Source organism: Anaerophilus nitritigenes, assembly GCF_004138215.1.
GTDB classification, from domain to species: Bacteria; Bacillota; Clostridia; order Peptostreptococcales; family Thermotaleaceae; genus Anaerophilus; species Anaerophilus nitritogenes.
In genome coordinates this window covers 193,435-218,610 of the sequence record NZ_RYYS01000032.1, presented here as the reverse complement: position 1 = coordinate 218,610, position 25,176 = coordinate 193,435, and the positions used below count along the sequence as shown (strand labels likewise).

Annotated in this window: 21 protein-coding genes; 2 read left to right on the top strand and 19 right to left on the bottom strand. The window is 29.2% G+C overall.

The annotated features are described in order from the left end of the window. Positions 1–29 precede the first annotated feature (29 nt). The 14 genes from miaA to surE form a co-directional block, all read right to left on the bottom strand. Entirely contained in the window at positions 30–968 is a 939-nt protein-coding gene (miaA, locus tag EK368_RS05290; protein ID WP_129597137.1) for a tRNA (adenosine(37)-N6)-dimethylallyltransferase MiaA, read from the bottom strand. Positions 969–980: 12 nt separating this feature from the next. Then, entirely contained in the window at positions 981–2,891 is a 1,911-nt protein-coding gene (mutL, locus tag EK368_RS05285) for a DNA mismatch repair endonuclease MutL (RefSeq protein WP_129597135.1), read from the bottom strand. Positions 2,892–2,904: 13 nt separating this feature from the next. Further along, positions 2,905–5,541 (bottom strand): DNA mismatch repair protein MutS, encoded by a 2,637-nt coding sequence (gene mutS, locus EK368_RS05280; protein ID WP_129597133.1) that lies wholly within the window; start codon positions 5,539–5,541, stop codon positions 2,905–2,907. Between the two features lie 49 nt (positions 5,542–5,590). Further along, positions 5,591–6,949 carry a tRNA (N6-isopentenyl adenosine(37)-C2)-methylthiotransferase MiaB gene (gene miaB, locus EK368_RS05275; protein ID WP_479722765.1) on the bottom strand — a complete coding sequence of 453 codons (1,359 nt, stop codon included), beginning with the start codon at positions 6,947–6,949 and terminating at the stop codon, positions 5,591–5,593. 427 nt (positions 6,950–7,376) lie between these two features. Beyond that, positions 7,377–7,715: a hypothetical protein gene (locus tag EK368_RS05270; RefSeq protein WP_129597129.1), complete on the bottom strand. Its 339-nt coding sequence runs from the start codon at positions 7,713–7,715 to the stop codon at positions 7,377–7,379. A gap of 353 nt (positions 7,716–8,068) precedes the next feature. Beyond that, on the bottom strand, positions 8,069–9,208 hold the full coding sequence (gene ald, locus EK368_RS05265; RefSeq protein ID WP_129597127.1) for an alanine dehydrogenase: 1,140 nt from the start codon (positions 9,206–9,208) through the stop codon (positions 8,069–8,071). Between the two features lie 167 nt (positions 9,209–9,375). Continuing rightward, positions 9,376–9,990 (bottom strand): MerR family transcriptional regulator, encoded by a 615-nt coding sequence (locus EK368_RS05260; protein WP_129597125.1) that lies wholly within the window; start codon positions 9,988–9,990, stop codon positions 9,376–9,378. A 329-nt stretch (positions 9,991–10,319) separates the two neighbouring features. Beyond that, entirely contained in the window at positions 10,320–11,090 is a 771-nt protein-coding gene (locus EK368_RS05255) for a CheR family methyltransferase (RefSeq protein WP_129597123.1), read from the bottom strand. Positions 11,091–11,178: 88 nt separating this feature from the next. Beyond that, a complete protein-coding gene (locus tag EK368_RS05250) occupies positions 11,179–13,155 on the bottom strand; it encodes a bifunctional 4-hydroxy-3-methylbut-2-enyl diphosphate reductase/30S ribosomal protein S1 (protein ID WP_129597121.1) in 1,977 nt (658 codons plus the stop codon). An 84-nt stretch (positions 13,156–13,239) separates the two neighbouring features. Next, complete coding sequence (gene cmk / locus EK368_RS05245) at positions 13,240–13,890, bottom strand: (d)CMP kinase (RefSeq protein ID WP_129597119.1); 651 nt, start codon at positions 13,888–13,890, stop codon at positions 13,240–13,242. Between the two features lie 18 nt (positions 13,891–13,908). Beyond that, on the bottom strand, positions 13,909–15,135 hold the full coding sequence (locus EK368_RS05240; protein ID WP_341472772.1) for a BaiN/RdsA family NAD(P)/FAD-dependent oxidoreductase: 1,227 nt from the start codon (positions 15,133–15,135) through the stop codon (positions 13,909–13,911). Between the two features lie 12 nt (positions 15,136–15,147). Beyond that, complete coding sequence (locus EK368_RS05235) at positions 15,148–15,762, bottom strand: histidine phosphatase family protein (protein ID WP_129597115.1); 615 nt, start codon at positions 15,760–15,762, stop codon at positions 15,148–15,150. A gap of 148 nt (positions 15,763–15,910) precedes the next feature. Further along, positions 15,911–16,786: a MurR/RpiR family transcriptional regulator gene (locus EK368_RS05230; RefSeq protein WP_129597113.1), complete on the bottom strand. Its 876-nt coding sequence runs from the start codon at positions 16,784–16,786 to the stop codon at positions 15,911–15,913. 265 nt (positions 16,787–17,051) lie between these two features. Continuing rightward, the gene (gene surE / locus EK368_RS05225; RefSeq protein ID WP_129597110.1) at positions 17,052–17,813 is read right to left on the bottom strand and encodes a 5'/3'-nucleotidase SurE; all 762 of its coding nucleotides are present in this window, start codon (positions 17,811–17,813) and stop codon (positions 17,052–17,054) included. Between the two features lie 85 nt (positions 17,814–17,898). Here surE and EK368_RS05220 point away from each other — a divergent pair, with 85 nt between their 5' ends. Further along, on the top strand, positions 17,899–18,546 hold the full coding sequence (locus EK368_RS05220) for a hypothetical protein (RefSeq protein WP_243109363.1): 648 nt from the start codon (positions 17,899–17,901) through the stop codon (positions 18,544–18,546). A gap of 3 nt (positions 18,547–18,549) precedes the next feature. Here EK368_RS05220 and mnmM read toward each other — a convergent pair whose 3' ends face one another. The 3 genes from mnmM to EK368_RS05205 form a co-directional block, all read right to left on the bottom strand. After that, positions 18,550–19,116 carry a tRNA 5-(aminomethyl)-2-thiouridylate-methyltransferase MnmM gene (gene mnmM / locus EK368_RS05215; RefSeq protein WP_129597107.1) on the bottom strand — a complete coding sequence of 189 codons (567 nt, stop codon included), beginning with the start codon at positions 19,114–19,116 and terminating at the stop codon, positions 18,550–18,552. 10 nt (positions 19,117–19,126) lie between these two features. After that, the gene (locus tag EK368_RS05210; protein ID WP_129597105.1) at positions 19,127–19,834 is read right to left on the bottom strand and encodes a pseudouridine synthase; all 708 of its coding nucleotides are present in this window, start codon (positions 19,832–19,834) and stop codon (positions 19,127–19,129) included. A gap of 157 nt (positions 19,835–19,991) precedes the next feature. After that, positions 19,992–20,843, bottom strand: coding sequence for a LysR family transcriptional regulator (locus EK368_RS05205; RefSeq protein ID WP_129597103.1), 852 nt, complete (start codon positions 20,841–20,843; stop codon positions 19,992–19,994). Positions 20,844–20,952: 109 nt separating this feature from the next. Between EK368_RS05205 and EK368_RS05200 the strand changes: the two genes are divergently transcribed. After that, positions 20,953–21,984 carry a YeiH family protein gene (locus EK368_RS05200; protein ID WP_129597092.1) on the top strand — a complete coding sequence of 344 codons (1,032 nt, stop codon included), beginning with the start codon at positions 20,953–20,955 and terminating at the stop codon, positions 21,982–21,984. A gap of 124 nt (positions 21,985–22,108) precedes the next feature. Here EK368_RS05200 and EK368_RS05195 read toward each other — a convergent pair whose 3' ends face one another. Together EK368_RS05195 and EK368_RS05190 are read right to left on the bottom strand one after the other, a co-directional pair. Then, positions 22,109–23,725, bottom strand: a complete 1,617-nt coding sequence (locus EK368_RS05195) for an ABC-F family ATP-binding cassette domain-containing protein (RefSeq protein ID WP_129597189.1) — start codon at positions 23,723–23,725, stop codon at positions 22,109–22,111. Positions 23,726–23,886: 161 nt separating this feature from the next. Continuing rightward, positions 23,887–25,137: a M16 family metallopeptidase gene (locus tag EK368_RS05190; RefSeq protein WP_129597090.1), complete on the bottom strand. Its 1,251-nt coding sequence runs from the start codon at positions 25,135–25,137 to the stop codon at positions 23,887–23,889. Between the last annotated feature and the right edge of the window lie 39 nt (positions 25,138–25,176).

Here is a 25,176-nt window from a genome sequence, read left to right as displayed (position 1 = left end):
CTCTCCTATATGTCATTAATTAACATATTCTATATAAGTTTCAATTTTCCTTCTATGTATTTTAGAATCTCGTTTTCCAATTCATATGTTGAAGTATCTTCATTTATGAAAAACCACTTAATTTGATCATATCTTTTAAACCAAGTAATTTGCCTTTTTGCAAATCTTCTAGTATCTCTTTTAATAATTCTTATAGCTTCCTCTAAATCATATTCTTTTTTTAAGTATTTTATGATTTCTTTATATCCTAATCCTTTCATAGAAATATCTTCTTCATCAAGTCCTAGATCTACTAAGCTTTTTACTTCATCTACAAGTCCCATCTCAAACAATAAATCTACTCTTTTGTTAATTCTTTCATATAATTTTTCTCGGTCTCTCATAAGTCCTATGAGTACATATTCATATTCTTCATTTTCAACTAAGTTAGATTGAAAATCTTTTATTTTTTCTCCACTCTCTATAACCTCTAGGGCTCTTATGACTCTTTTTACATTATTAGGATGAATACGGTTTGCAGCTTCAGGATCTTTTTCAGATAATTTTTTATGCAAATATTCATTCCCAAATTCTTCTGCTTGCTTTTCTAATGATTCTCTATACTCCCAATTTCCACTGGTTTGTGTAAAATCAATATTATAAATAATAGAGTTTACATAAAGCCCTGTTCCTCCTACAATCATAGGTAATTTGTTTTTATCAATAATCATATCTATATATTCTTTTGCTTTTTTTTGAAATTCTGCTACTGAAAAATTTTCTCTAGGATCTATTTCATCCATTAAATAATGGGCAATCCCTTGTCTTTCTTCTAAAGTAGGCTTTGCACTTCCTATATTCATACCTTTATAGACCTGCATAGAATCTGCTGAAATAATTTCTCCGTTTAATTTTTTAGCAAGTTCTATTGCCACCTCTGTTTTCCCCACAGCAGTAGGTCCAACCATAATAAAAAGAGGTTTTTTCATGATACTCCTCCTTTATGTTCTTTTAAATTTTCTCTCTAGTTCATATTGTGTCATCTTAACAATAACTGGTCTTCCATGAGGACAAGTATATGGATTTTCAAGCTCTGATAATTGTTTCATCAAGCTATCTATTTCTAATTTATCTAGTTTGTCATGAGCTTTTATAGCTTTTTTACAAGACATAGAAATAATTTTTTCGGCTTTTAAGTCATAACTATTTTGAATAGAATCTTTTAATTGATCTAGTGCTTCCATAAAAAATTTTTTTGCTTCTGGCTCTCCAAACACCATAGGAACCCCTCGAATCATAAAAGTATTCACTCCAAATTCTTCTATTTCAAACCCTAAATTTACAAAAAAGTTTATATTATTTTTTACTCTTTCATATTCTATGTAGGATAATTCCAATACAATAGGAACTAGTAGCTTTTGACTCATAACCGATTTATATTTGTAATGATTTGTAAGATATTCATACATAATTCTTTCATGGGCAGCATGTTGATCTATCAAATACATAGTTTCCTCATATTGTCCAATCAAATAAGTATTAAATATCTGTCCTATAATTTGAATGTTTTTAATTTCTGAGTGTACTTTTATTTCTTTTGGTTTAGTATCTTCTTGAACTTTTATAGACTCTTCTTTCACTTTATTATTTGTAATATAATTAGGTTTATCCTCTATAACAACAGGATGCTCTATATCTTTTGTAGCATCCTCTATCTTTATATCTTCTTTTTTATCTTGTTTGATATCTTCTTTAATAGGATTCTCTAGTTTTTTAAAAGGATTTATAAAATTTTCTTTAACAGGTATCTCTTTAATAGGTAATTCATTTTTTTCTTTTTGAATAGGAATATCTAATATTCTTTCTTGATGACCTTCTTCTTTCTTTACCTTTTTTTCAAAAGAAACTGGTGGAATCAAATCTTCATGAAGTAAAGCATCTTTTAAAACTTTTATGATAAACTTTTTTATTTTTTCTGGATCATCAAATCGAATTTCTATTTTTGTAGGATGGATATTTACATCAATAGAATTTGGATCTACCTGAATATATAAAAAGCATATAGGAAATCTATTGATCATAGTTAAAGTCTTATAGGCTTCTTCTATGGCTTCACTGATCATTTTATTTTTTACATATCTTCCGTTTACAAAAAATACTTGTAGCTTTTTATTTCCTCTTGATATATTTGGCTTTGAAATATAAGCTTGAAGGGTTACTCCACTCTCTTTTTCATTTGCAAATAACATATTTTGAGCAATTTCTTTCCCGTATATACTAAAAATATTATCTATGACTTTTCCATTTCCTGATGTAGTAAATACAATGGTTCCATTATTAATAAATCGGAAAGATATATTAGGATAAGCTAGTGAAAATTTAGTAACCAAATCACTAATATAAGCAGTTTCTGTAGTATTAGCCTTTAAAAACTTAAGTCTTGCAGGTACATTATAAAATAAATTTTTCACAATAAAAGTAGTTCCCTTGGGACAACCTACCTCTTTTTTATAAATTACCTCTCCCCCATGAATTTGAATCTGAGTTCCTACATAAGAGTCTTCTACTTTTGTAATAAGTTCTACCTGTGATACAGAAACAATACTTGCAAGTGCCTCTCCTCTAAACCCTAAAGACATGACTCTATTTAAATCTTCAATATCTCTTATTTTGCTAGTAGCATGTCTTTCAAAAGCTACCTCTATATCTGAAGGATGAATACCACTTCCATCGTCTGTAATTCTTATGTAGCTTTTCCCTCCTTCTTTGATTTCAACAGTAATTTTTTCAGCTCCTGCATCAATAGCATTTTCCATCAATTCTTTGACTACAGAGGAAGGCCTATCCACTACCTCTCCAGCTGCAATTTTATTTGCAATATGCTTTTTGAGCTTATAAATTCTTTTGGTCACTTCTTACCCCCCTTTACTCTTTTGCTAATTTAGCCAAACGATACAAATGGTTCATAGCATCCATAGGTGTAAGATTTAAAATGTCAATTTTCTTTAGTTCTTCTATAACATTATTTTTTCCTTCATTTAAAAAATTCATCTGTACATTTTCTTCTTTTATAGCGTCTTCTTGTATCTCTTCTTTTTCTATCTCCGTTGTTATTTTTTTATGATGAATATCATTTTCTTCTAATTCTATTAAAATTTCTTTTGCTCGATCAATGACTTCATCTCTTACTCCTGCAAGCTTTGCTACTTGTATTCCATAGCTTTGATCAATCGTTCCTCTTATAATCTTTCTTAAGAAAATAATATCATCATTACTTTCCTTTACTGAAATACAATAATTTTTTACACCTTTTAATATTCCTTCAAGCTCTGTAAGCTCATGATAGTGGGTAGCAAATAATGTTTTGGCTCCTATTTTATTATTTGAACTAATATATTCTACTACTGCCCAAGCAATGCTTAGTCCATCATAGGTACTTGTTCCTCGTCCGATCTCATCTAATATAATCAAGCTATTTTTTGTAGCATGATTTAATATATTGGAAAGCTCACTCATCTCTACCATAAAAGTACTTTGTCCTTGTGCCAAATCGTCAGAAGCTCCTACCCTTGTAAAAATTCGATCTACAACTCCTATTTTTGCATCTGTTGCAGGAACAAAGCATCCTATTTGAGCCATTAAAACAATGAGTGCTACTTGTCTCATATAAGTAGATTTTCCAGCCATATTAGGTCCTGTAATAATAGAAAATCTATTTTCTTCTCCATCTAATAGAGTATCATTTCCTACAAATAAATCTACATCCATGGTTCTTTCCACTACTGGATGACGCCCTTCATAAATTTCAAGCTCTAGGTTATCTGAAACTACAGGCTTTGTATATCCAAATCTATCACTCACCTCAGCAAATGATAACAATACATCTAAAGATGCTACGGCATGAGCCGTATCTTGAATTTGTTTTGTAAATCTTTTGATTTCATCTCTCACACGAATAAAAATTTCATATTCTAATTCTATAATTTTATCCTCTGCTCCTAATACTTTTGATTCTACTTCCTTAAGCTCTGGAGTAATATATCTTTCTGCATTGGCAAGAGTTTGTTTTCTAATAAAGTAATCTGGAACCAAATGTAGATTTGATTTTGTTACCTCTAGGTAATATCCAAATACTTTATTAAATCCTACTTTTAAAGATTTAATTCCCGTACTATTTTTTTGATCATTTTCAAGATTTGCAATCCACTGTTTACTATTTCTTACTATATCCCTTAATTCATCTAATTCTTTATCATATCCATCTTTTATGATTCCTCCTTCTTTTAATGCCAAAGAAGGTTCCTCCATAATAGACATATCAATTAATTCTCTTACTTCTTCTACAAGATGCATTTGATCCATTAATTTTTTTAGGAGTGATGCATCTATATCCTTTAAAATATTTTTAATTTTAGGAAGAGCTCCTAAGGACGATTTTAAATTAATCAAATCCCTTGCATTGGCATTTCCATAAGATATTCTTACTACCAATCTTTCTAGATCATATACATTTTTTAATGCTTCTTTTAATTCTTCACGAATGATTAAATTATCCTTTAGTGAATCTACCCCATCTAGTCTAGCACAAATTGCACTTACCTCTTTTAATGGCTCTTCAATCCATTTTCGTAGCATTCTTGCTCCCATAGCTGTACTAGTTTTATCTAGTACCCAAAGAAGAGATCCTTTTCTTTTTTTATCTCTCATGGTTTCTGTCAGTTCTAAATTTCGTCTTGTAGATTTATCTAAAATCATAAAAGACTCTGTTGCATAAGCTTCTATATTGTTCATATGAGATAGAGCATTTTTTTGTGTATCTTGTAAATATTCAATTAATGCTCCTGTAGCACAAATACTTTTGTCTTTATGATTTAATCCAAAACCATCTAAGGAAGCTACTTTAAAATGATCTTTTATTTTTTGTTCCCCATATTCTTTTTCAAAAGCCCACTCATCAAATTCATTGATATAAGAAGTAGTAATCAAAGAAATCTCTTTTTCTATATTTACTCTAGCATAGGTTAAGGTATTTATAATAATTTCTTTAGGATTTACTTTTGCAATTTCATCTAAAAGCTTTATAAAAAATTGATCCTCTATAAACTGAGTAGTTTTTAATTCTCCTGTTGAAACATCAGAATAAGAAATTCCTGCTCCACTTTTGTCTATGTAAATAGACATAATATAATTATTTTGCGTCTCCTCTAGCATATGGGCGTCCATTATTGTTCCTGGTGTAATAATTTTTACTACATCTCTTTTTACGATTCCTTTTGCTTGTGAAGGATCCTCAACTTGTTCACAAATAGCTACTTTAAATCCTCTATCTACTAATTTTGCAATATAACTTTCCGATGAATGATGAGGTACTCCACACATAGGAGCTCTTTCCTTCATTCCACAATCTCTACCTGTTAGTGTAATTTCTAGTTCCTTAGAAGCAAGAAGTGCATCTTCAAAGAACATTTCATAAAAATCGCCTAAGCGAAAAAACAAAATACAATCCTTATACTTTTCTTTTAATTCCATATATTGCTGCATCATTGGAGTTAATTTAGCCATATTAGTCCCCCTTTCACAATAAAGCCAGGGATCTCCCTGGCTATTAGGTCTACTTTTCTTCTACAAAGATACCGTTTAAACTAAAAGTCTTAGGCTCTGTGATTTTAACATGAACAAGTTTTCCCATTAAATTATCAGGTCCTGTAAAGTTTACAAGTTTACTTGTTCTTGTACGCCCCATCCATTTTGTTTCATCTGTTTTGCTTTTTCCTTCTACCAATACTTCTAATATTTCATCTTTAAACTCCATATTTTTTCTTTCTATAATAGGATTTAAAGCATTTAACAACCGATCAAATCGATCATGCTTAACATTTTCTAAAACTTGCTCTGTATATTTTTCAGCAGGTGTTCCTTTTCTTATAGAATAAAGGAAAGTAAAGGCTGCATCATATTCTACTTTTTTAACTAAATCTAGTGTTTCTTCAAAATCTTCTTCTGTTTCTCCTGGAAATCCTACGATCATATCTGTAGTAATTGCAATACCTGGAATTTCTCTTTTTATAGTTTCTACCAATTGCAAATAATCTTCTTTTGTATAATGTCTATTCATTTTCTTTAAAATGTTTGTACTTCCAGATTGAACAGGTAGATGAATGTGTTCACATATTTTATCACAATCTCTCATAGCTTCTATTAATCTATAAGATAAATCCTTAGGATGTGAAGTCATAAACCTTATTCTTTCTATTCCATCTATTTCATTGATTTTGTATAAAAGATCAGCAAAATCCATTTTTTCTTCTAAAGTCTTTCCATATGAATTTACATTTTGACCTAAAAGTGTAATTTCTTTTGTACCATTTTGAGCAAGTTCCTTAATTTCTTTTATAATATCTTCTGGATCTCTACTTTTTTCTCTCCCTCTTGTATAAGGTACAATACAATAGGTACAAAAATTATTACATCCATACATAATCGTTACAAATGCCTTTAAATCAAATTTTCTAATGGAAGGAACTCCTTCTATGATTTCTCCTTCTTCCCATATATCTACAATCATTTCATTTGCTCGTTTTCTTTCTGTTAACAATTGAGGAAATTTATGAAGATTATGAGTTCCAAATATTAAATCTACATGATTGTATTTCTTTTTAATAGCTTGTACCACATGAGGTTGCTGCATCATACAACCACATACTGCAATAATCATATCTTTCTTTTTCTTTTTTAAAGGCTTTAATTTTCCTAAATTTCCATACACTTTAAATTCTGCGTTTTCTCTTACACAACATGTATTATAAATGATAAGATCTGTATCTTCCATAGAAGTAGTCTCTTCATATCCCATATTATCAATCATTCCTAATAGTTTTTCAGAATCGTGCTCATTCATCTGACAACCATAGGTCACGATCATAGCTTTTTTTCTTCGTCCTTTTTTTTCAAAGAATATTTCATTTTCCATTCTCATCATTTCTATATATTCATTTTGTAGTGCTATTTCTTTTAAAGAAACATTCACTTCTTTTCTTTCGCTCATTCAATTATCGCTCCTTCATACTGAATAACTTTTTAAAATATAACTTGTTTTATATCATAACATATTATATCAGTTTGGTGTAATTGTATTCAAGGTTATACTATTGGTTTTGGCAATACAGTTATAAATTTTGCAGTAAAAATATAATTATTCATGATCTTAAATCTCTAAAATGGTAAATATAATATGATCATATTTTGTAATAAATATAAGTTTATCAATGAATATTTATATATAATTTTCTTCTAAGCTTGTGAAAATTTCCAATACTTATACAACAGTTCTTTAGCAAAAAACAAAGGAGCTCTATAGCTCCTACCAAGTAATAATATCAAATGATTTTTTACTCTTCCTATTCATGTTCACAGGGTTTATGATTATCTTCATGTCCCTCAATATGGCATTGATGATGTAAGAAACAATCTTCACATTTCTTTTTGGTCATATCTGGAACTGTAGACATTTTCATTAGAATCAATTCGTCTGGTTTATCTGTATATCGATTCAATTCTTGTATTAGATAATATTCATTTTTATAAATTATCATATCTCTACTAAAATTAAACTTTTTATTCCAAGCTCTTCCTAATAAATAGCCAGTATTATCAAATATTAATGTACCTACTACCTCTTCATTTGGTACGTGTGAATATTCTTTATCTTTTAATAAAAGTTCATCTAATATAATCATACTATTTACCTCCATTTACAAAATTATTATTTAATAATAATTGATTTCTCTAATACCATATAAGTACTATTTTCTATTTAGATATTTTTTTAATAAAGACTTCCACACATTAACGATATCTCAACCTATATGATGTTACTTTATCATTTAATATATTCATTTTACATTAGAACATATGTATAACTCCATCACTTTTTAGGTTTACTTAATACCAATTTATGTAGGGATATGAAGTCCTAGCTACTTAAAATTATAACACTTTTTACTAATATTTAAATTAAGTAACTATTATTTTATCATAAAAAAAGAAGCCACTAAAATAGCAGCTTCTCCCTGTTTATAAATTCAATCTACTAAATAGTAGCTTCCACTTCGCAACCTAGAATTTCTTCAATAGGTGTATATTCTAAATTATGAACTTTTGCTACAGATTCATAAGTAATTTTTCCATCAATTGTATTTAAACCTTTTGCTAGAGCAGGATCTTCACGAAGAGCAGCAACATATCCTTTATTTGCAATTTTTAGTCCATAAGGTATAGTTGAATTAGTAAGAGCAAAAGTAGCAGTTCTAGCTACTGCACCTGGCATATTTGCAACAGCATAATGAAGCACCCCATGTTTTTCATAAGTTGGATTATCATGAGTTGAAATTCTATCAATTGTTTCAATAGAACCCCCTTGGTCAATAGCTACGTCTACTATAACAGAACCTGGCTCCATAGTTTTTACCATTTCTTCTGTTACAAGTGTAGGAGCTTTTGCACCAGGAATCAATACAGATCCAATCAATAAATCTGCTTTTTGAACAGCTTTTGCTATGTTATAACTATTAGACATAATTGTATTTACTCTACCTTCAAATAAATCATCTAAATATAGCAGCCTTGCTGGATTAATATCCAAAATCGTAACATTTGCACCTAAACCTACTGCCATTTTAGCTGCATTTGTTCCAACAATTCCTCCGCCGATTACTACAACTTCTGCAGGAGCAACTCCAGGAACTCCCCCTAATAACATCCCTTTGCCGCCTTCATGCTTTTCTAAAAATTGTGCCCCTACTTGTGTAGCCATTCTTCCAGCAATCATACTCATCGGAGTAAGAAGTGGTAAAGATTTATCAGCTAATTGAACGGTTTCATAAGCAATACCAACTACTTTTTTCTCTAAAAGAGCTTTTGTAAGTTCTGGTTCTGGTGCTAAATGTAGATATGTATATAAAATTTGTCCTTCTCTAAAATATTCATATTCTTCTTTTAATGGTTCTTTTACCTTTATAATCATATCTGCTTGATCAAATACTTCTTTTGCAGTAGGTATAATTTCAGCTCCTGCACTTTTAAAAGCCTCGTCATCTATCCCTATTCCCATCCCTGCATTATGTTCAATGATTACCTTGTGTCCATTTTTCACAAAAGATTCTACTCCTGCCGGTGTAATGGCTACTCTGTTTTCATTGTTTTTAATCTCCTTTGGAACTCCAATAATCATGTTAATCCCCCCATTTAGTTTTTATGTACACTATATATAATACAATAGTATATGTCCTAAAATAATTATAACATATAAAACATTTTTAATATATAGAATTTTATTTATTATTTAAAATTTTCAAATAAACGATTCACATTTTATTACAAATTTCATCATTCTATCAATTAAGAACTCTTGAAAAATATTTTTTTCCAAAAAGGTTTATTTTTTTCTTCTAATCTTTTCATTTTCTCTCTTAATTGAGCCATCTCATAAGACTTCTCTTTCACTTTCATCTTAAGCCTTGCATTTTCACAAATCAAAACGTCTTTTTCCTTACGAATTCCATCTGTATTTTCAAGCTCTTCTTCCTCTTTTTTCATAGAATTAAAATAATCAATAATTTCATCCTTTGTTTCTTCTAGCTTATTACCTATATTAAATCCAATAGTCTCTTTAACTTCATTACAAATTTTTTGAATCATATCCTTTGTAGAATCATTTCTTACAATACACAACTCTTGTGATTCTGAGGTTACAGCTACTTGACTAGTTGAAGGAATCACTAACTCTGGTGCTTCTAAAATCAATTTGATTTGTTTATTCGTAAGCCCTCTTTCTTGAAGCTCTTTAATATAAAATAGTCTTTCTATTTCTTTATAAGTATAATATCTGCGATTTGTATTTGTTCTAGGAATCTCTAAGTCAAAATCACTCTCATAATATCTTAGCACATGGGTTTCATACCCTGTTAATTTACTTACTTCTGAAATAGAATATCTTTTTTCTTTATCGATCACGTTCATCACTCCTTCAATGTAAATATTCTTTTATATATTTATAATTCCTGCAATTTTGTATTAAATTTAGAATATTAATTTTAGTCAAGCTTTAACAACAAATAGATGTTTACATCAAAAAAAGCTACCTTTTTACAAATTTCATTGTAAAAAAAGTAGCTTTTTTCATAATACGTAGGAAATTATATACTTGATACACTTTTGAATAACACTATAATTTCCGTTACGTATTTCAAAAATGTACTTATAAATCTTCCAAGATAAGACTTTTTTATATTTTAAAAAGAAAAACTATATATTCAAAGAAATATGATACATGTTTTATATCATTATATTCTCTTATAAAAAAAAGTTTTTGCAGAATCCAATTGGTATCTTGTAGGCAATATAATTTGTTCTGTACTTCCTACAAATAATATTCCATTCTCTTTTAATGCATCGCGAAATTTTTTATACATGATTTCTTTAGATTCCTCTGTGAAATAAATCATTACATTTCTACATACAATCAAATCACATTGATCTGGATAAGGATCTTTTAGTAAATTGTGTTGTTTAAATTGTACACAATTTTTAATTTCATCTTTTATTTTAAAAGATTCTCCTATTTTTTCAAAATATTTACTTGCCAAATGCTTAGGAACATTTTCAATACTTTTAGCAGAATAAATACCTGACTTCGCTTTATTAATCACTTCTTTATCAATATCTGTAGCCAAGATTTTAATATTACTTAAAGGTACTAATTCACTTAAAGCCATCACCAATGAATAAGGTTCATCTCCTGTAGAACATGCAGCACTCCATATTTTCAAACTTCTACTCTTCTTTAAAAGATCCGGAAAAATATCCTTTTGTAAAATACTCCATTGACTAGGATTTCTAAAAAACTCTGAAACATTGATGGTAAGATAATTAATAAATTCTTCAAAAATCTTTGAATCTTTATTCATAGCATTAAAATAATCATCATAATTCGAAAAGTTATTTCTTTTCATCAAAGAATCAATTCTTCTTTTCATCTGTCTTTCTTTATAATAAGATAAATTAATCCCTGTTTTTTTATGGATTTTTTCTTTAAATAACTCATAATTATTCATAGCTTGCCCCCTTTAATCATGATTCATTTTCATATCAAGCTTATATATACCCCCTAAATTTAGAAAAGAATAAGAAAGATGATCTTCCTTATTCTTTAGATCCTAGTATTTCTCCTATAGTAGTAGATTCATATTTATTAATTTCTTCTAGATTAGGTTCATTAGCATCTTCAATAGCTTCTTTTATACTTAAGCTCATTCTTTTATTTTCTTTATTTACATCAAGTATTTTAACGTTTACCTTTTGACCTACATGGATTTCTTCCGATGGCTTTGCAATGTGTCGATCACAAATTTGAGAAATATGAACCAATCCATCAATGCCTGTTTCTACTTCAACAAAAGCACCAAAATCGACAAGCTTTAATACTTTCCCCTCAACAATATCTCCAATATGATATCTTTCTTCCACTGTATCCCATGGTTCTTTTGTAATTTGTTTCATCCCTAATGATATTCTTTCTTTTTCTTTATCAAAGTCCAATACAATTACTTTTACTTGTTGTCCTACTTTAACTACTTCTGTAGGATGTTTGATTCTCCCCCAAGAAAGATCAGAAATATGAATAAGCCCATCTATGCCTCCTAAATCTACGAATGCACCGAAATCTACAATTCTTCTTACTTGTCCTTCGATAATTTTATCTTTTGAAATATTCTCCCATAACATGCGACGCTTGATTTGATTTTCTTCTTCCATTACTACTTTACGAGAAAATACAATTTTTTTCTTTCTTTGATCAAACTCAATCACTCGCACATATAATTCTTTACCTATAAAGCTTTTCATATCTTCTACATAACTAGTTGATAATTGAGATGCTGGAATAAATCCTCTAATTTCTTTATATCCAGCAATAACCCCACCTTTTACGACTTCTAAAACCTTTACAGAAATCACATTGTTTTTTTCTTGTGACTCTTTTAATTCTTCCCAATCTTTTCTTGCATCTACTCTTTTTTTAGATAAAAGAAGATTTCCTTCTCCATCATCTGTACTTACTATATATACTTCAATTTCATCCCCTTCTTTTACTAGTTCACGAGGATTTACTAAAGCATCATTAGTGATTTCATTTTTAGGAACAATTCCATCTGATTTATATCCTACATTTACCATAATTTCTTTATCTGTAACAAGAATAACAGTTCCTTTTAGAATATCTCCTCTTCTAAGAACTTTAAAACTTTTTTCATATTCTTCCATTAAACTCATCATATCATTATTTTCTGTATTACTCATTTTATTAATAGCCTCCTTAATAATCCAGTCCGGTGTTGAAGCTCCGGCCGTTACTCCAATTTTATCAAATTTTTTTATTTTTTCTATTGGTAACTCTTCAGCAGTTTCTATATGATAAGTATTCTTACAATATTTTTTACTGATTTGTACCAATTTTTGAGTATTAGAACTATGATATCCACCAATTACAATCATAGCATCTACCATCTTAGATACTTGAGCACATGACTTTTGCCTTTCTATTGTAGCTGTACAAATAGTATTAAATGTTTTTAATGTAGCAGATTTTTTTTCTAACTTCTCTACTACATCATTCCACAAACCTTGAGTAATAGTCGTCTGTGCTACTACACAAATTTTATTTAAAGATTCTAATTTAGAAACATCTTCTAAAGTTTCTACAATATAAGCTTGATTGTTACACCATCCATTAATCCCTATAACTTCAGGATGTTTTGGATTTCCTACAATGATCACATCATATCCTTTATCATAATACTCTTTGGCAATTTTTTGTACTTTTCTTACAAAAGGACACGTCGCATCAATTAATTCTATATCATATTCATGAGTAGAATCATAAAAATTAAGAGCAACTCCATGAGAACGTATAATCAAAGTTTTATGTTGTGCTCTTTTTATATCTTCAATTGCATAAACTCCCATAGACTCTAGTTTATGTATTACTTGATGATTATGAATCAGTGGCCCATAGGTATATATTTTTTCATTTTGATCCTTATCAATAGCATCTATTGTTTGATTCATAGCTTGTTTTACCCCAAAGCAAAAACCTGCATTATTGGCAACAACAATTTTCAATATAATCATCCCTCCTACAGGCACATTTATTTTAAATTCTACATATTCTTACAAACTCCTTCTTTAAAATTATAAAAGTTGCTTTTATTCTTTCAAACATTTTAATATCTCCATGATTACTTGTTCAATTCCTTTTCCAGTAGTATCTATTTCAATAGCATCTTTAGCCTTTTTAAGTGGTGCAATTTCTCTTTCCATATCCATTTTATCTCTTTTTTGAATCTCATCTTTAATTTCTTCTAAAGTCACTTCAAAACCTTTTTCTTTTAATTCTACATATCTTCTTTTTGCTCTTTCTTCTATAGATGCAGTTAAGTAAAATTTATAAGTTGCATTTGGAAGAACAAACGTACCAATATCTCTGCCATCCATAATTACATCTTGATAAGATGCATTTTTTCTTTGTAAATAAGTCATTTTTTCTCTAACCTCTAAAATTTTAGCTACATGTGAAACCATTTTGTTCACATTAGGATTTCTGATCTCATCTGTGACGATTTGATCATCTAATAATATATCGTTTCCTTTTATATCAATTTGGGTACCCAATAACATTTTTTTGATATCATCTTGATTTTTTATATCTATATTTTCTTTAATTACTTTTAAAGCAATTGCTCTATACATAGCACCTGTATCAATATAAGTAATATTTTTAATTTCTGATATTTTTTTTGCAATAGTACTTTTCCCAGCTCCTGCAGGTCCATCTAATGCAATACTCATAAAATCCATCTTATTTTCCCCCGTTCTTTATACATTACTTCCTGCTAAAAAACCAGTAGAAAAAGCAATTTGAAGATTGTATCCTCCTGTTAGTGCATCTACATCAATTACTTCTCCTGCAAAATAAAGACCTTTTATTTTTTTAGATTCCATAGTAGAAGGATTAATTTCTTTTGTATTAATTCCCCCTGAAGTTATAATAGCCTCTTGGATAGGTCTTATCTTTTTTACTGTCATTTTTATATTTTGCAATAAATGTAGAAGATTGATTCTTTCATCTTTTGTAATTTGGTTTACATATTTTTCTTCTGGTATACCTGATATAGAAATAACAATCGGAATTAACTTTAAAGGAAGTAAATCCTTCAAAGCATTTTTAAATTGTTTTTTTGAATATTTTTCAAAATCTTTAATGATTCTTTTATCCAATTGTTCTGAACTTAAAGCTGGCTTTAAATTTAAAACAATTTCTATTTTCCCTTTTTCTAGATAATTTTTAATATAATTACTCATACTAAGAACAACGGGACCAGAAATACCAAAATGAGTAAATATCATTTCTCCAAATTCCTCATAAATGACTTTTCCCTTAAAACTAGCTTGTAAAGACACATTTTTAAGCGATAGTCCTTGTAATTCTTTTACCCAATCTTCTTGAATCTCTAATGGAGCTAAAGATGGTTTTATAGGAACAATATCATGATCAAAGGCTTTTGCAAATTTGTATCCATCTCCTGTAGATCCTGTAGTTGGATAACTCATACCTCCTGTAGCTACTATAACTTTATTTCCTAACACTTTCTGTCCATCTGTTAATCTTACTCCTATGACTTGCCCCTTTTCTTGAAGTATTTCACTTACTTGTCTTTGAAGTCTTATATCTACATTATATTCTCTCATATAGCTTTCAAATGCTTTTATAACATCACTTGATTTATCCGACTTTGGAAATACACGATTTCCTCTTTCTACTTTCGTAAAAACACTATATTTATGCATAAGATTGATTAAATCTTCATTTGTAAAAGTATAAAAAGCACTATATAAAAAATTTTTATTTGTCGTTATATGATTTAATAAATCCTCTATATCTCCATTGTTTGTAACATTGCATCTTCCTTTTCCAGTAATATAAATCTTTTTTCCAAGCTTTTCATTTTTTTCAAGTAAAATAACTTGATTTCCTTTGGCTGCAGCAGTGCCTGCTGCCATCATTCCTGCAGCTCCACCTCCGATAACAATAACAGTTTCCAATATGATCATCCTCTACTTTATATTTTCTAAGTGACTTGTATCATTAAGTGATACAAGTACAGGTCCATAATCTTTAAAATCAATAATATTGATACAAGTATTATCTAAGCTTATTTTATAAAAATTAGAAAGATCTATATCCATAATACCAAGTAAAATAGACTTAATGGCTACTCCATGAGAAACGATTACAATATTTTTACCTTCATTTTCTTTGATAATATCATGTACTGCCTCTAAAGCTCTTTTTTGTACATCTACTAATGTTTCTCCTCCAGGGATTTGTGCTTGATGAGGTTGATCTCTCCAAACTGTATAATGACTTTCATAAGTTTTTTGAATTTCATTCATGGTAAGTCCTTCCCAATCTCCAAAAGACATTTCTCTTAAATCATCTATTTTAGAAACAGGTATACCTACTTTTTCTCCTAAAGTTAAAGCAGTCTCATAAGCTCTATCTAAATTGCTACTATAGATGCAATCAATTTTATATTTGTTCATTTTTTCTGCCAAAAGAGATGCTTGTAATTTTCCTTTTTCTGTTAATTCTATATTTTTAGACCCTTGCGCTCTAAATTCTAAATTCCACTTTGTTTGTCCATGTCTTACTAAATATAATCTAGTCATTTTTGCTCCCCCTTTAAAATATCAAATTTATTATACCATTAAATAAGTATATTTCTTAGTATTTTTCCCTATTTATCAAAAAAATTCTCATATTCTTATTTAAACTACTATAAAATAAAAAGCTACGAATTTTACGTAGCTTTTTATTTTATAGTATAGTATTTTTATCATTATATACATTATGTTTTTCCCAAATGCGCTCTAGAGTGCTAAATGTATTGGCTATCTCTGATTTTTCCCTCATTCCTACTGCAACAACTAAAGCATTAATTAAACTTAAAGGTGCCACTAAAGAGTCTACAAAAGAAGCCATATTGCTTCTAGCAATAAGTGTATAATCTGAAATAGCTGAAATAGGAGAACCCTTACTATCTGTAATCCCTATAACTAAAGCTCCTTGCTCCTTTGTAAAATTTAATGCATTCAATGTATTAGCAGAATACCTTGGAAAACTCATACCTATTACTACATCATCTTTTCCTATTCTTATCATTTGTTCAAATACATCACTTACTCCAGGTGTAACAATCTTTACATTGTCTAATATAAGGTTTAAATAAAATCCTAAATATTCAGCTAATGTACTTGAACTTCTAAGTCCTATAATATAAATTCTCTTTGCATTAAAGATACTATCTATAACTTTTTGAAAAACAACATCATCCATCTCTTCAATAGTAGCTTTAATATTATCCATATCTGCTTTTAAAACTTTTTTAAGCACTGCTCCTTCATTTGTATAATCATTAGACATTTCAAGTCTTTGTACTGTAGTAAGTTTTGTCTTAATCAGTTCTTGTAGTTCCTGTTGAAGTTGTGGATACCCTTCATATCCCAATGCATTTGCAAAGCGTACAACTGTAGACTCACTTACTCCTACTTTAATACCTAATTTAGATGCAGTCATAAAAGCAGCTTTGTCATAATTATTCATAATGAATTGTGCAATTAATTTTTGACCTTTACTCAGTCTTGAATAACTTTTTTGTATTATTTTGATTAGATCTACACGGTCATCCCTCATGAAAATTTTCCTTTCTTGGGCAAATTCACACACATATTCTATAGCCCTGCTACCAGCTTTTTGCAATATCCTTTTCATTTTTATTGGGGATTTTATTCTTCCAATTTTTGAAAGATAATGTTTTCCTCATATTCATAATAACAAAAAAAAATATGAAATGCAATTTATATTTCATATTTTTAAAAAACTTATAAAACGATGCAATTTCATATTCAAATTCCATACAAGTTTGTCATTATTATTGCATATATTTAATATGACTTTTTCACACTTGGATATCCCACCCTTTAACTTTTTCTATCAAATCAAATCTTGTTAAATCAAAGTGAATAGGCGTAATCGCTATATAATTGTTTTCTATACTATATGTATCTGTTCCTTCTTCTTTTTTTTCATCTACTAACTCTCCACCTAACCAAAAATATGTTTCTCCCCAAGGATCTTTTCTTTCTATAAATGTATTATTGTATTTTCTAGCTCCTAGTGTAGAAATATGAACTCCCTGAATTTCCTCTTTTCTACAATTCGGAACATTTACATTGAGCAATGTATCTAGTGGTAGTTCATTTTCTATTAATTTTTTTGCTATTTGGATAGAAAATTCAGCAGCACCATCATAATAAAGATTTCTAAAAGATGCCAAAGATATAGCAACAGAAGGATACCCAAGAATTGCTCCTTCAATAGCTGCAGATACCGTTCCAGAATACAAAACATCTGTTCCTAAATTAGGACCTTTATTAATTCCTGAAAAAACCATATCAATTTTTTCTTTAATAAGTCCTTGTATTCCAATTTTAACACAATCTGCTGGTGTTCCACTTACTGCCCAAGCATCAAAATCTTTATCAAAGAATTTGACTTTTTCTGCTCGAATAGGTTCATGCATAGTAATGGCATGCCCTGTCGCACTTCTTTGTCTATTCGGAGCTACTACATATACTTTTCCTATTTTTGATAATGCACAAGCTAAACTATAAATTCCTGGTGCAAAAATACCATCATCGTTGGTCACTAATATATTCAAATTTATTCCCTCCATTTACATAGAATTCTTATTATAGTAATTTGCCATATAACCAATACTATTATTATAACATCTTTCATAAGGAGTGATTCTATTGATTCAAATTGATGACTCAGGAAGCGGAAGTTTAATTGGTGGTACTTGTATTGGTGCCATGCGTAGAGAAACAAAAGAATATGCTTATGATATTATTCCCCTACATTTTTATCATGATCATGCTTTTGAAAAAAAATTATATTTAAATCATGTAATAACCATCATCAAAAATTTATTCCATAGGCTAGGAGTAAATAAAGATGAAAAAATAGAAGTATGTAGAGGATATATGTTTGATGAACTTAGGCTATATTTAAAAGAAGAAGGTTATCATTTTTATAATACGGTTATTGAAGATCCTCTGCAATCAAAAATTGAAAAAACCTTTGAAGAATATACTATTTCTTTAGGACTTCCTAGAGAATTTCTAAATTATACAAAATATCCTTTTCATTTTCATCGTCTTTTAAGATGGGTTTATGCAGATTATGAAAATCGATCTTGTCTTTGCAAAACAGGTTGGAAGAGTTGGAAAAAATATGGAAATTTAAATCTTCAAATAGAGGAATCTTGCTTAAATCATTCTAAATATAAATGCTTAAAATGTTTTGAAAAAATAGAGAATAACACCAATGTAAAAGTATTAAAATATCATAGCAACAAACCAAATATCATCTACCTTCATATGAATTGCTAAAATTTATTTTTTTACAATCCCTAAGAGCATTGGAGGCTTTTTATTTTGATTTGTATAATTTATTTCAAATACATGATAAGTTATAGAATCAAGGTTTTGGGTAAATTCTATTATTTCTTTTTTTTCTTGCTCTCCTTCTTTATGCCCTGGATAAATAACCATCATAATAAGTCCTTCTTTTTTTAATAATTGCAAAGACTTTTGAAGAGCTACGATGGTTGTATTGGCCTTTGTAACAATTTTATGGTCTCCTTTTGGAAGATACCCTAAATTAAAAATAATAGCAGAAACCTCTTTCTCTATATATCGATCCATGTTTTCATGTCCATCTTTAATCATACACACATTTTCAATTTTATTTTCTTGTAACAATTTTTTTGTATTCTCAATAGCCAAATCTTGTATATCAAAAGAAAATACACGCCCATCTACGCCTACCATATTCGCTAAAAAGAGAGTGTCATGTCCATTTCCCATAGTAGCGTCTACTACTACATCTCCTTTATAAATCATATTTTTTAAAATTTCTTGTCCAAAAGTTGTTGGTCTTGTAAGTGTTTTAATATTCATTTTGTCACCTCTAACTATTTCTTAAATAATCCACTTCTTCTTTTGTAAGTCTTCTCCATTTCCCCTCTTCTAAATCATTTATTTTAATTTTTCCTATAGAAATTCTTTTTAAATCTACAACAGGATGATTGATTTGGTCAAACATTCTTCTGATTTGTCTATTCTTCCCTTCGTGAATGATGACTTTTGTTATACAAAATCCTCTACCTTGTTTTATAATTTCAATATGAGCAGGGGCTGTTATATACTCTCCTATATCTACACCATTTTTAAATTTTTGTAATTCTTCTTTTGTAGGTACTCCTTTTATTTTAGCCATATATGTTTTTTTTACTTCATGCTTTGGATGAGTAAGATGATAAGTAAAATCTCCATCATTAGTTAAAAGTAAAAGTCCTGAAGTATCAAAATCAAGTCTTCCTACGGGATATATCCTTTCTTCTATATCTTTTAATAAGTCCAGTACTGTAGGTCTATGAAATTCATCAGATACAGTGGTTATATATCCCTTTGGTTTATTAAGCATAATGTATACATTTTTTTGTTCTAGCTCAATAAAATTACCATCTACATATATTTTATCTTTCGTAAGATCAATCTCAACTCCCATGTCTTTAATTACCTGATCATTTACTTTCACTCTTCCTTCTTTGATCATTTCTTCTGCTTTTCTTCTAGATGCAATTCCTGCATGAGCAATATATTTTTGTAATCTCATTTTAAATCTCCTTTATCGTATGTATATGTCTATTATATATTCTATACCATATCTTGTTCAAATATATTTGATATTTATATCTATACGAAAAAGCTAAAAATTTTTTTAAAAATAAGTAGATTTATACTAAATTAGATGATATATCAATACTATTTCATTATATAATTTCAAAAAAATCAGTAAATTTATCTGCACCAGTATTTTTCAGGTAAACAAAGTTAAATTCTCTTGTTACTTCAATATGTTTGATTGTAAAAACACCAAGGTTTTTATTACTTTTGGCAATAGCATCATATACAAACGAAATTCCGCAGTAATTTAAAACAAGCTCTTTAATTAATTCGAAGCTGCTAATGCACGTTAAACGTGTAAAACAATCAAGAGAATAATTCTGTTCAAGCAAAAGTTGTTCAAAAATTGCTCTTGTACCCGAGCCTTGCTCTCTAATAATAATGTTTTCCTTAAATAATTCTTGTAACGGCACAGCTTTTCCTGCAAAGGGATGTTCCTTTGCACAGATCCCTACAAAAAGCTCTTTTTTGAATAGCTTGTAGTCATAACTTCGCTTATCAAAAAAGCCTTCGATTAATGCAATGTCCAACTCCTTGTGGTTCAATTGATTTAATAAGTGCTCTGTATTATCAACAATAAGCGAAAGTTCAATATCCCCTCGTTGTAATAATCTCAAAACCTGTTTGTTAATCACATAGTCACCTATTGTTTTCGTTGCTCCTACGCTGATTTTTACTTTATTTGGAACAGATAGCTTTTTTCGTATAGAATTTTCATTATAATCAGCTGATCTTGCATAATTTTCAAGTATCTTTCCAGCTTCGGTTTTGGAGAGTTTTTTTCCATTATAAGAAAACAACTTGCAACCATATTCCTGCTCTAAAAACTGTATATGTTGCGTTACCGCTGGCTGTGTCATATTTAATTGTTTTGCAGTCACTCTATAATTCATAACATCACACAACTTTAAAAAAGTAAATATTCTATAATCAAGCATAAGTCACCTCGATAAATATATCTTATCATTTGATAAATAATAATAATTTGATATTATCACGTTCACATGTTAAAATCAAATTTATAAAATTGAAATAGAGGGTGATGAAATGAAAAGTAAAATCAAATCAATAATAGGAATTGTTCCTGGCTTACTTATTGCATTGTCAATTGCAGTTGTTGCAAAGTTTTTGGAGAGCTTACTCCCCATTCATCTTATAGGCGCTTCTGTTATTTCATTATTTATCGGAATGATAGTTAACAGTTTTTGGAATCCTGCATTTTTAAAAGCAGGATTGAAATTTACATCTAAAAAAGTATTAAAATTTGCGATTATTCTTTTAGGAGCCTCTTTAAGTATAGGAACAGTCTTAACAGTGGGAAAAATGTCACTTATGGTTATGTTCTTTACACTTCTAACTTGTTTTGGAGGCGGATATATTATAGGAAAAATGTTAAAATTAAATTGGAAACTATCCAATCTTATCTCAGCAGGAACCGGTATTTGTGGTGGATCTGCCATTGCAGCCATTGCACCTGTGATTGATGCTGAAGATAGAGATATTGCGTATGCAATGTCAGCAACCTTTTTGTTTGATATGGCAATGATTGTACTATTTCCCTTTATGGGAAGATGGATGGGCCTTAGTGATATGGCATATGGCTTATGGGCAGGAACAGCTGTAAATGATACCTCAAGTGTTGTTGCAGCAGGCTTTGCATTCAGCGAAGCCGCTGGTGATTTTGCAACTATGGTAAAATTGACAAGAACACTTTCAATTATTCCAGTAGTAGTGATTTTTGCTCTAATTAACATTCACATCAAGAGCAAAGAAACAGTAGGAACCACCGAAACATTGCGCAATAAAGTAAATTTCTGGTCATTATTTCCTTGGTTTATCGTTGGCTTTGTAGTACTTGCAATCATAAATAGTTTTAATATAATTCCTGTAGCTATTTCTAGTGCTGCAAAGGAATTGAGTAAGTTTCTTATGGTAGCAGCTCTTGCGTCAATCGGGTTAAACACAAGTTTTAAAGAAATGCGTAAATCAGGAATTGCTCCAATGGTACATGGTTTTATTATATCTGCGTTGGTTGTTGTTGTAGCAATCTCTGTAGAATATTTTATGGGTATTGTGTGATACAGCGAATACGAAATCAAAAGTCCCCATAATAAAAGAGCTAACCTCTATCGGTTAGCTCTTTTATTATGGGGACTTTTTGTTGTGTTCATTTTATAGAGTATTGATTCATTTACTCATGCTTTTATTCATACATTTTATCTATTCTATTTTGAACTTCTTCATCTTCTAGGAATTCATCAAAAGTTACTTGTTTGTCAAAAATTCCTGCTGGCGTAATCTCAATAACTCTATTTGCAATAGTTTCTATAAACTTATGGTCATGAGATGTAAAGATCATACTTCCTTTAAATGCAATCAATCCATCATTTACTGCTTGAATAGATTCTAAGTCTAAATGGTTTGTTGGTTCATCTAGCAATAATACATTGGCACCAGAAAGCATTAATTTAGAAAACATACATCTTACTTTTTCTCCTCCAGATAAAACCTTTGACATTTTCAAAGGCTCTTCTCCAGAAAATAACATTTTCCCTAAAAATCCTCTAATAAAGGATTCTGATTTTTCTTCTGAATATTGCCTTAACCAATCTATTAAGTTAAGATCTATATCTTCAAAATACTCAGCGTTATCCTTTGGTAGATAAGCTTGAGTAGTAGTAATACCCCATTTGAATGTTCCTTCATCTGGCTCCATCTGACCCATTAAGATCTCCATTAAAGCAGTCTTTGCCATTTCATTTCTTCCAAGAAGAATAATTTTATCTCCTTTGTTCACAACAAATGAAATATTATTTAATACTTTGACTCCATCAATAGTTTTACTAATTCCTTCTACTGTTAAGATATCTTTTCCTGCTTCTCTTTCTGGAGTAAATCCAACAAATGGATATCTTCTTGAAGAAGGCTCAATATCTTCTACATTAATTTTATCTAATAATTTCTTTCTTGAAGTAGCTTGTCTTGCTTTAGAAGCATTAGAGCTAAATCTTGCAATAAAGGTTTGTAATTCTTTTATTTTTTCTTCTTTTTTCTTATTTTGATCCTTCATAAGCTTTAATGCCAATTGACTAGATTCATACCAAAAATCATAGTTTCCTACAAATAATTTAGCTTTTCCAAAATCAATATCTAGCATATGTGTACATATTTTGTTTAAGAAATGTCTATCATGGGATACCACAATAACTGTATTTGGATACTCTATTAAAAATTCTTCTAACCAATTGATTGCTTTAAAATCCAAGTGATTGGTAGGCTCGTCCAATAAAAGAATATCAGGATTTCCAAAAAGAGATTGAGCAAGTAATACCTTTACCTTTTCGCTTCCTTCTAATTCTTCCATCTTTTTATAATGAATATCTTTTGTAATGCCAAGTCCCATTAATAATTTTTCTGCATTAGTTTCTGCATCCCATCCATCTAATTCTGCAAATTCACCTTCAAGCTCAGATGCTTTTATACCATCTTCTTCTGTAAAATCTTCTTTTTGATAAAGAGCATCTTTTTCCTGCATAATTTCATAAAGTCTTTTATGTCCCATAATAACTGTATCTAAAACAACATATTCATCAAATTCAAAGTGATCTTGCTTTAAAACTGCTAATCTTTCACCTGGTGTAATAGATACAGATCCTGTATTTGGTTCAATTTGACCAGATAATATTTTTAAAAATGTTGATTTTCCTGCACCATTTGCTCCTATTACTCCATAGCAATTTCCTGGAGTAAACTTTAAATTTACATCTTCAAATAATTTTTTATCTCCATATCTTAATCCTACGCCTGTAACTGTAATCAAATTTGTGTTGTTATACAACGATCTTGTATAACGTCCTCCTTTCAATTTTACATAGAAAAAATTGCACAAAATGTGCAATTTTAAAAACTATCTTTATTATACACGTTTTTACATCATTATGAAATACTTTTCCTCAATATTTATAAGTGATTATAATTTATCTATTCATTTTCTTCATTTAGTAGTATATGTATTGTTGGTTTATAGAATATCTTTTGTGCTACTTTGTAGATATCTTCTTCGTTAATATCCTCTAAATCTTTTAGATCCTCCATAAATGCATCTATCTTTTTTGACATTAACTTTTGATGTAGTATATAATTTCCTAGTCCTTGGGAATCTTCTAATATAGAAGCGATCCCTGTTTTTAGAACCTTTTTCATATGCATAATATTTTTATCATTAAAAGAAATCTGTTTATGAATAATCTTTTGGATACAATTTTGTATTACTTCTTTTGCTTCATCAATATGTTCTTTAGAAGTTGCTGTGTAAATAGCTAATGTTTTAATAAAATTTGTAGGATCCATTTCTGAATAAACATCATATGCAAATCCTCTTTCTTCTCTAAGTTCTCTAAATAAAATAGAATTTGCACTTTCTCCTAGCTTGTAGTTTAGTATTTCTAAAGCTAATTCTTCTTTTCGAGTCAAACCATGAAAAGTATATAAAAATAAAATAGTACTCTGCTCTATATTTTTTTTATATGTTATTTTTTCTATATCCTTATTTTTTTCTACATGTACCGATCTAGTTTGTTGTTCTTTTTTGTTCCAATGTCCAAAATATTTTTCTATTATATTTTTGACTTGATCATGTTCATAAGAAGACACAACGCTCATTACACATTGATTTGGAATATAATTTTTATGATAAAAATCAATTAAATCTTCTTTTGTAAATGCTTTTACCGTCTTTTGTTTTCCTAAAATAGAATGCTTTAAAGGACTCTTTGAAAAAGCAATGTCATGAGCTTTGATAAAACTAAATTCTTCTACATCATCTAAATCTGTTTTAAGTTCTGATAAAATTACCTTTTTTTCTTTTTCCATTTCATCTTTTGGAAAAGTTGAATGAATAATCATATCTGATAAAAGCTCTATAGATATTTCAAATTCTTCTTTTAATGCATGAATAGAAAAAACTGTAGAAGTATAATCTGTATATGCATCATAAGAGCCTGCTCTTTCTTCAAAGTCTTGATTGATTTTGTGATTATCTCTTTTATGAGTTCCTTTAAAAAGCATATGCTCAATAAAATGGCAAATTCCTCTTTCACTCTCTTTTTCATAAATGGGTCCTACTTTTAATCCTATATGAATGGAAAATAATTGTGTATCTTTTTTTATGGTTACAAGGTCTATTCCATTTTTCAATTTAAATTCTCCACTATTAAAAATCTTATTTGTCATCCTATCTCCCTCTAATTAATCTTTTATTTTTAATAAATA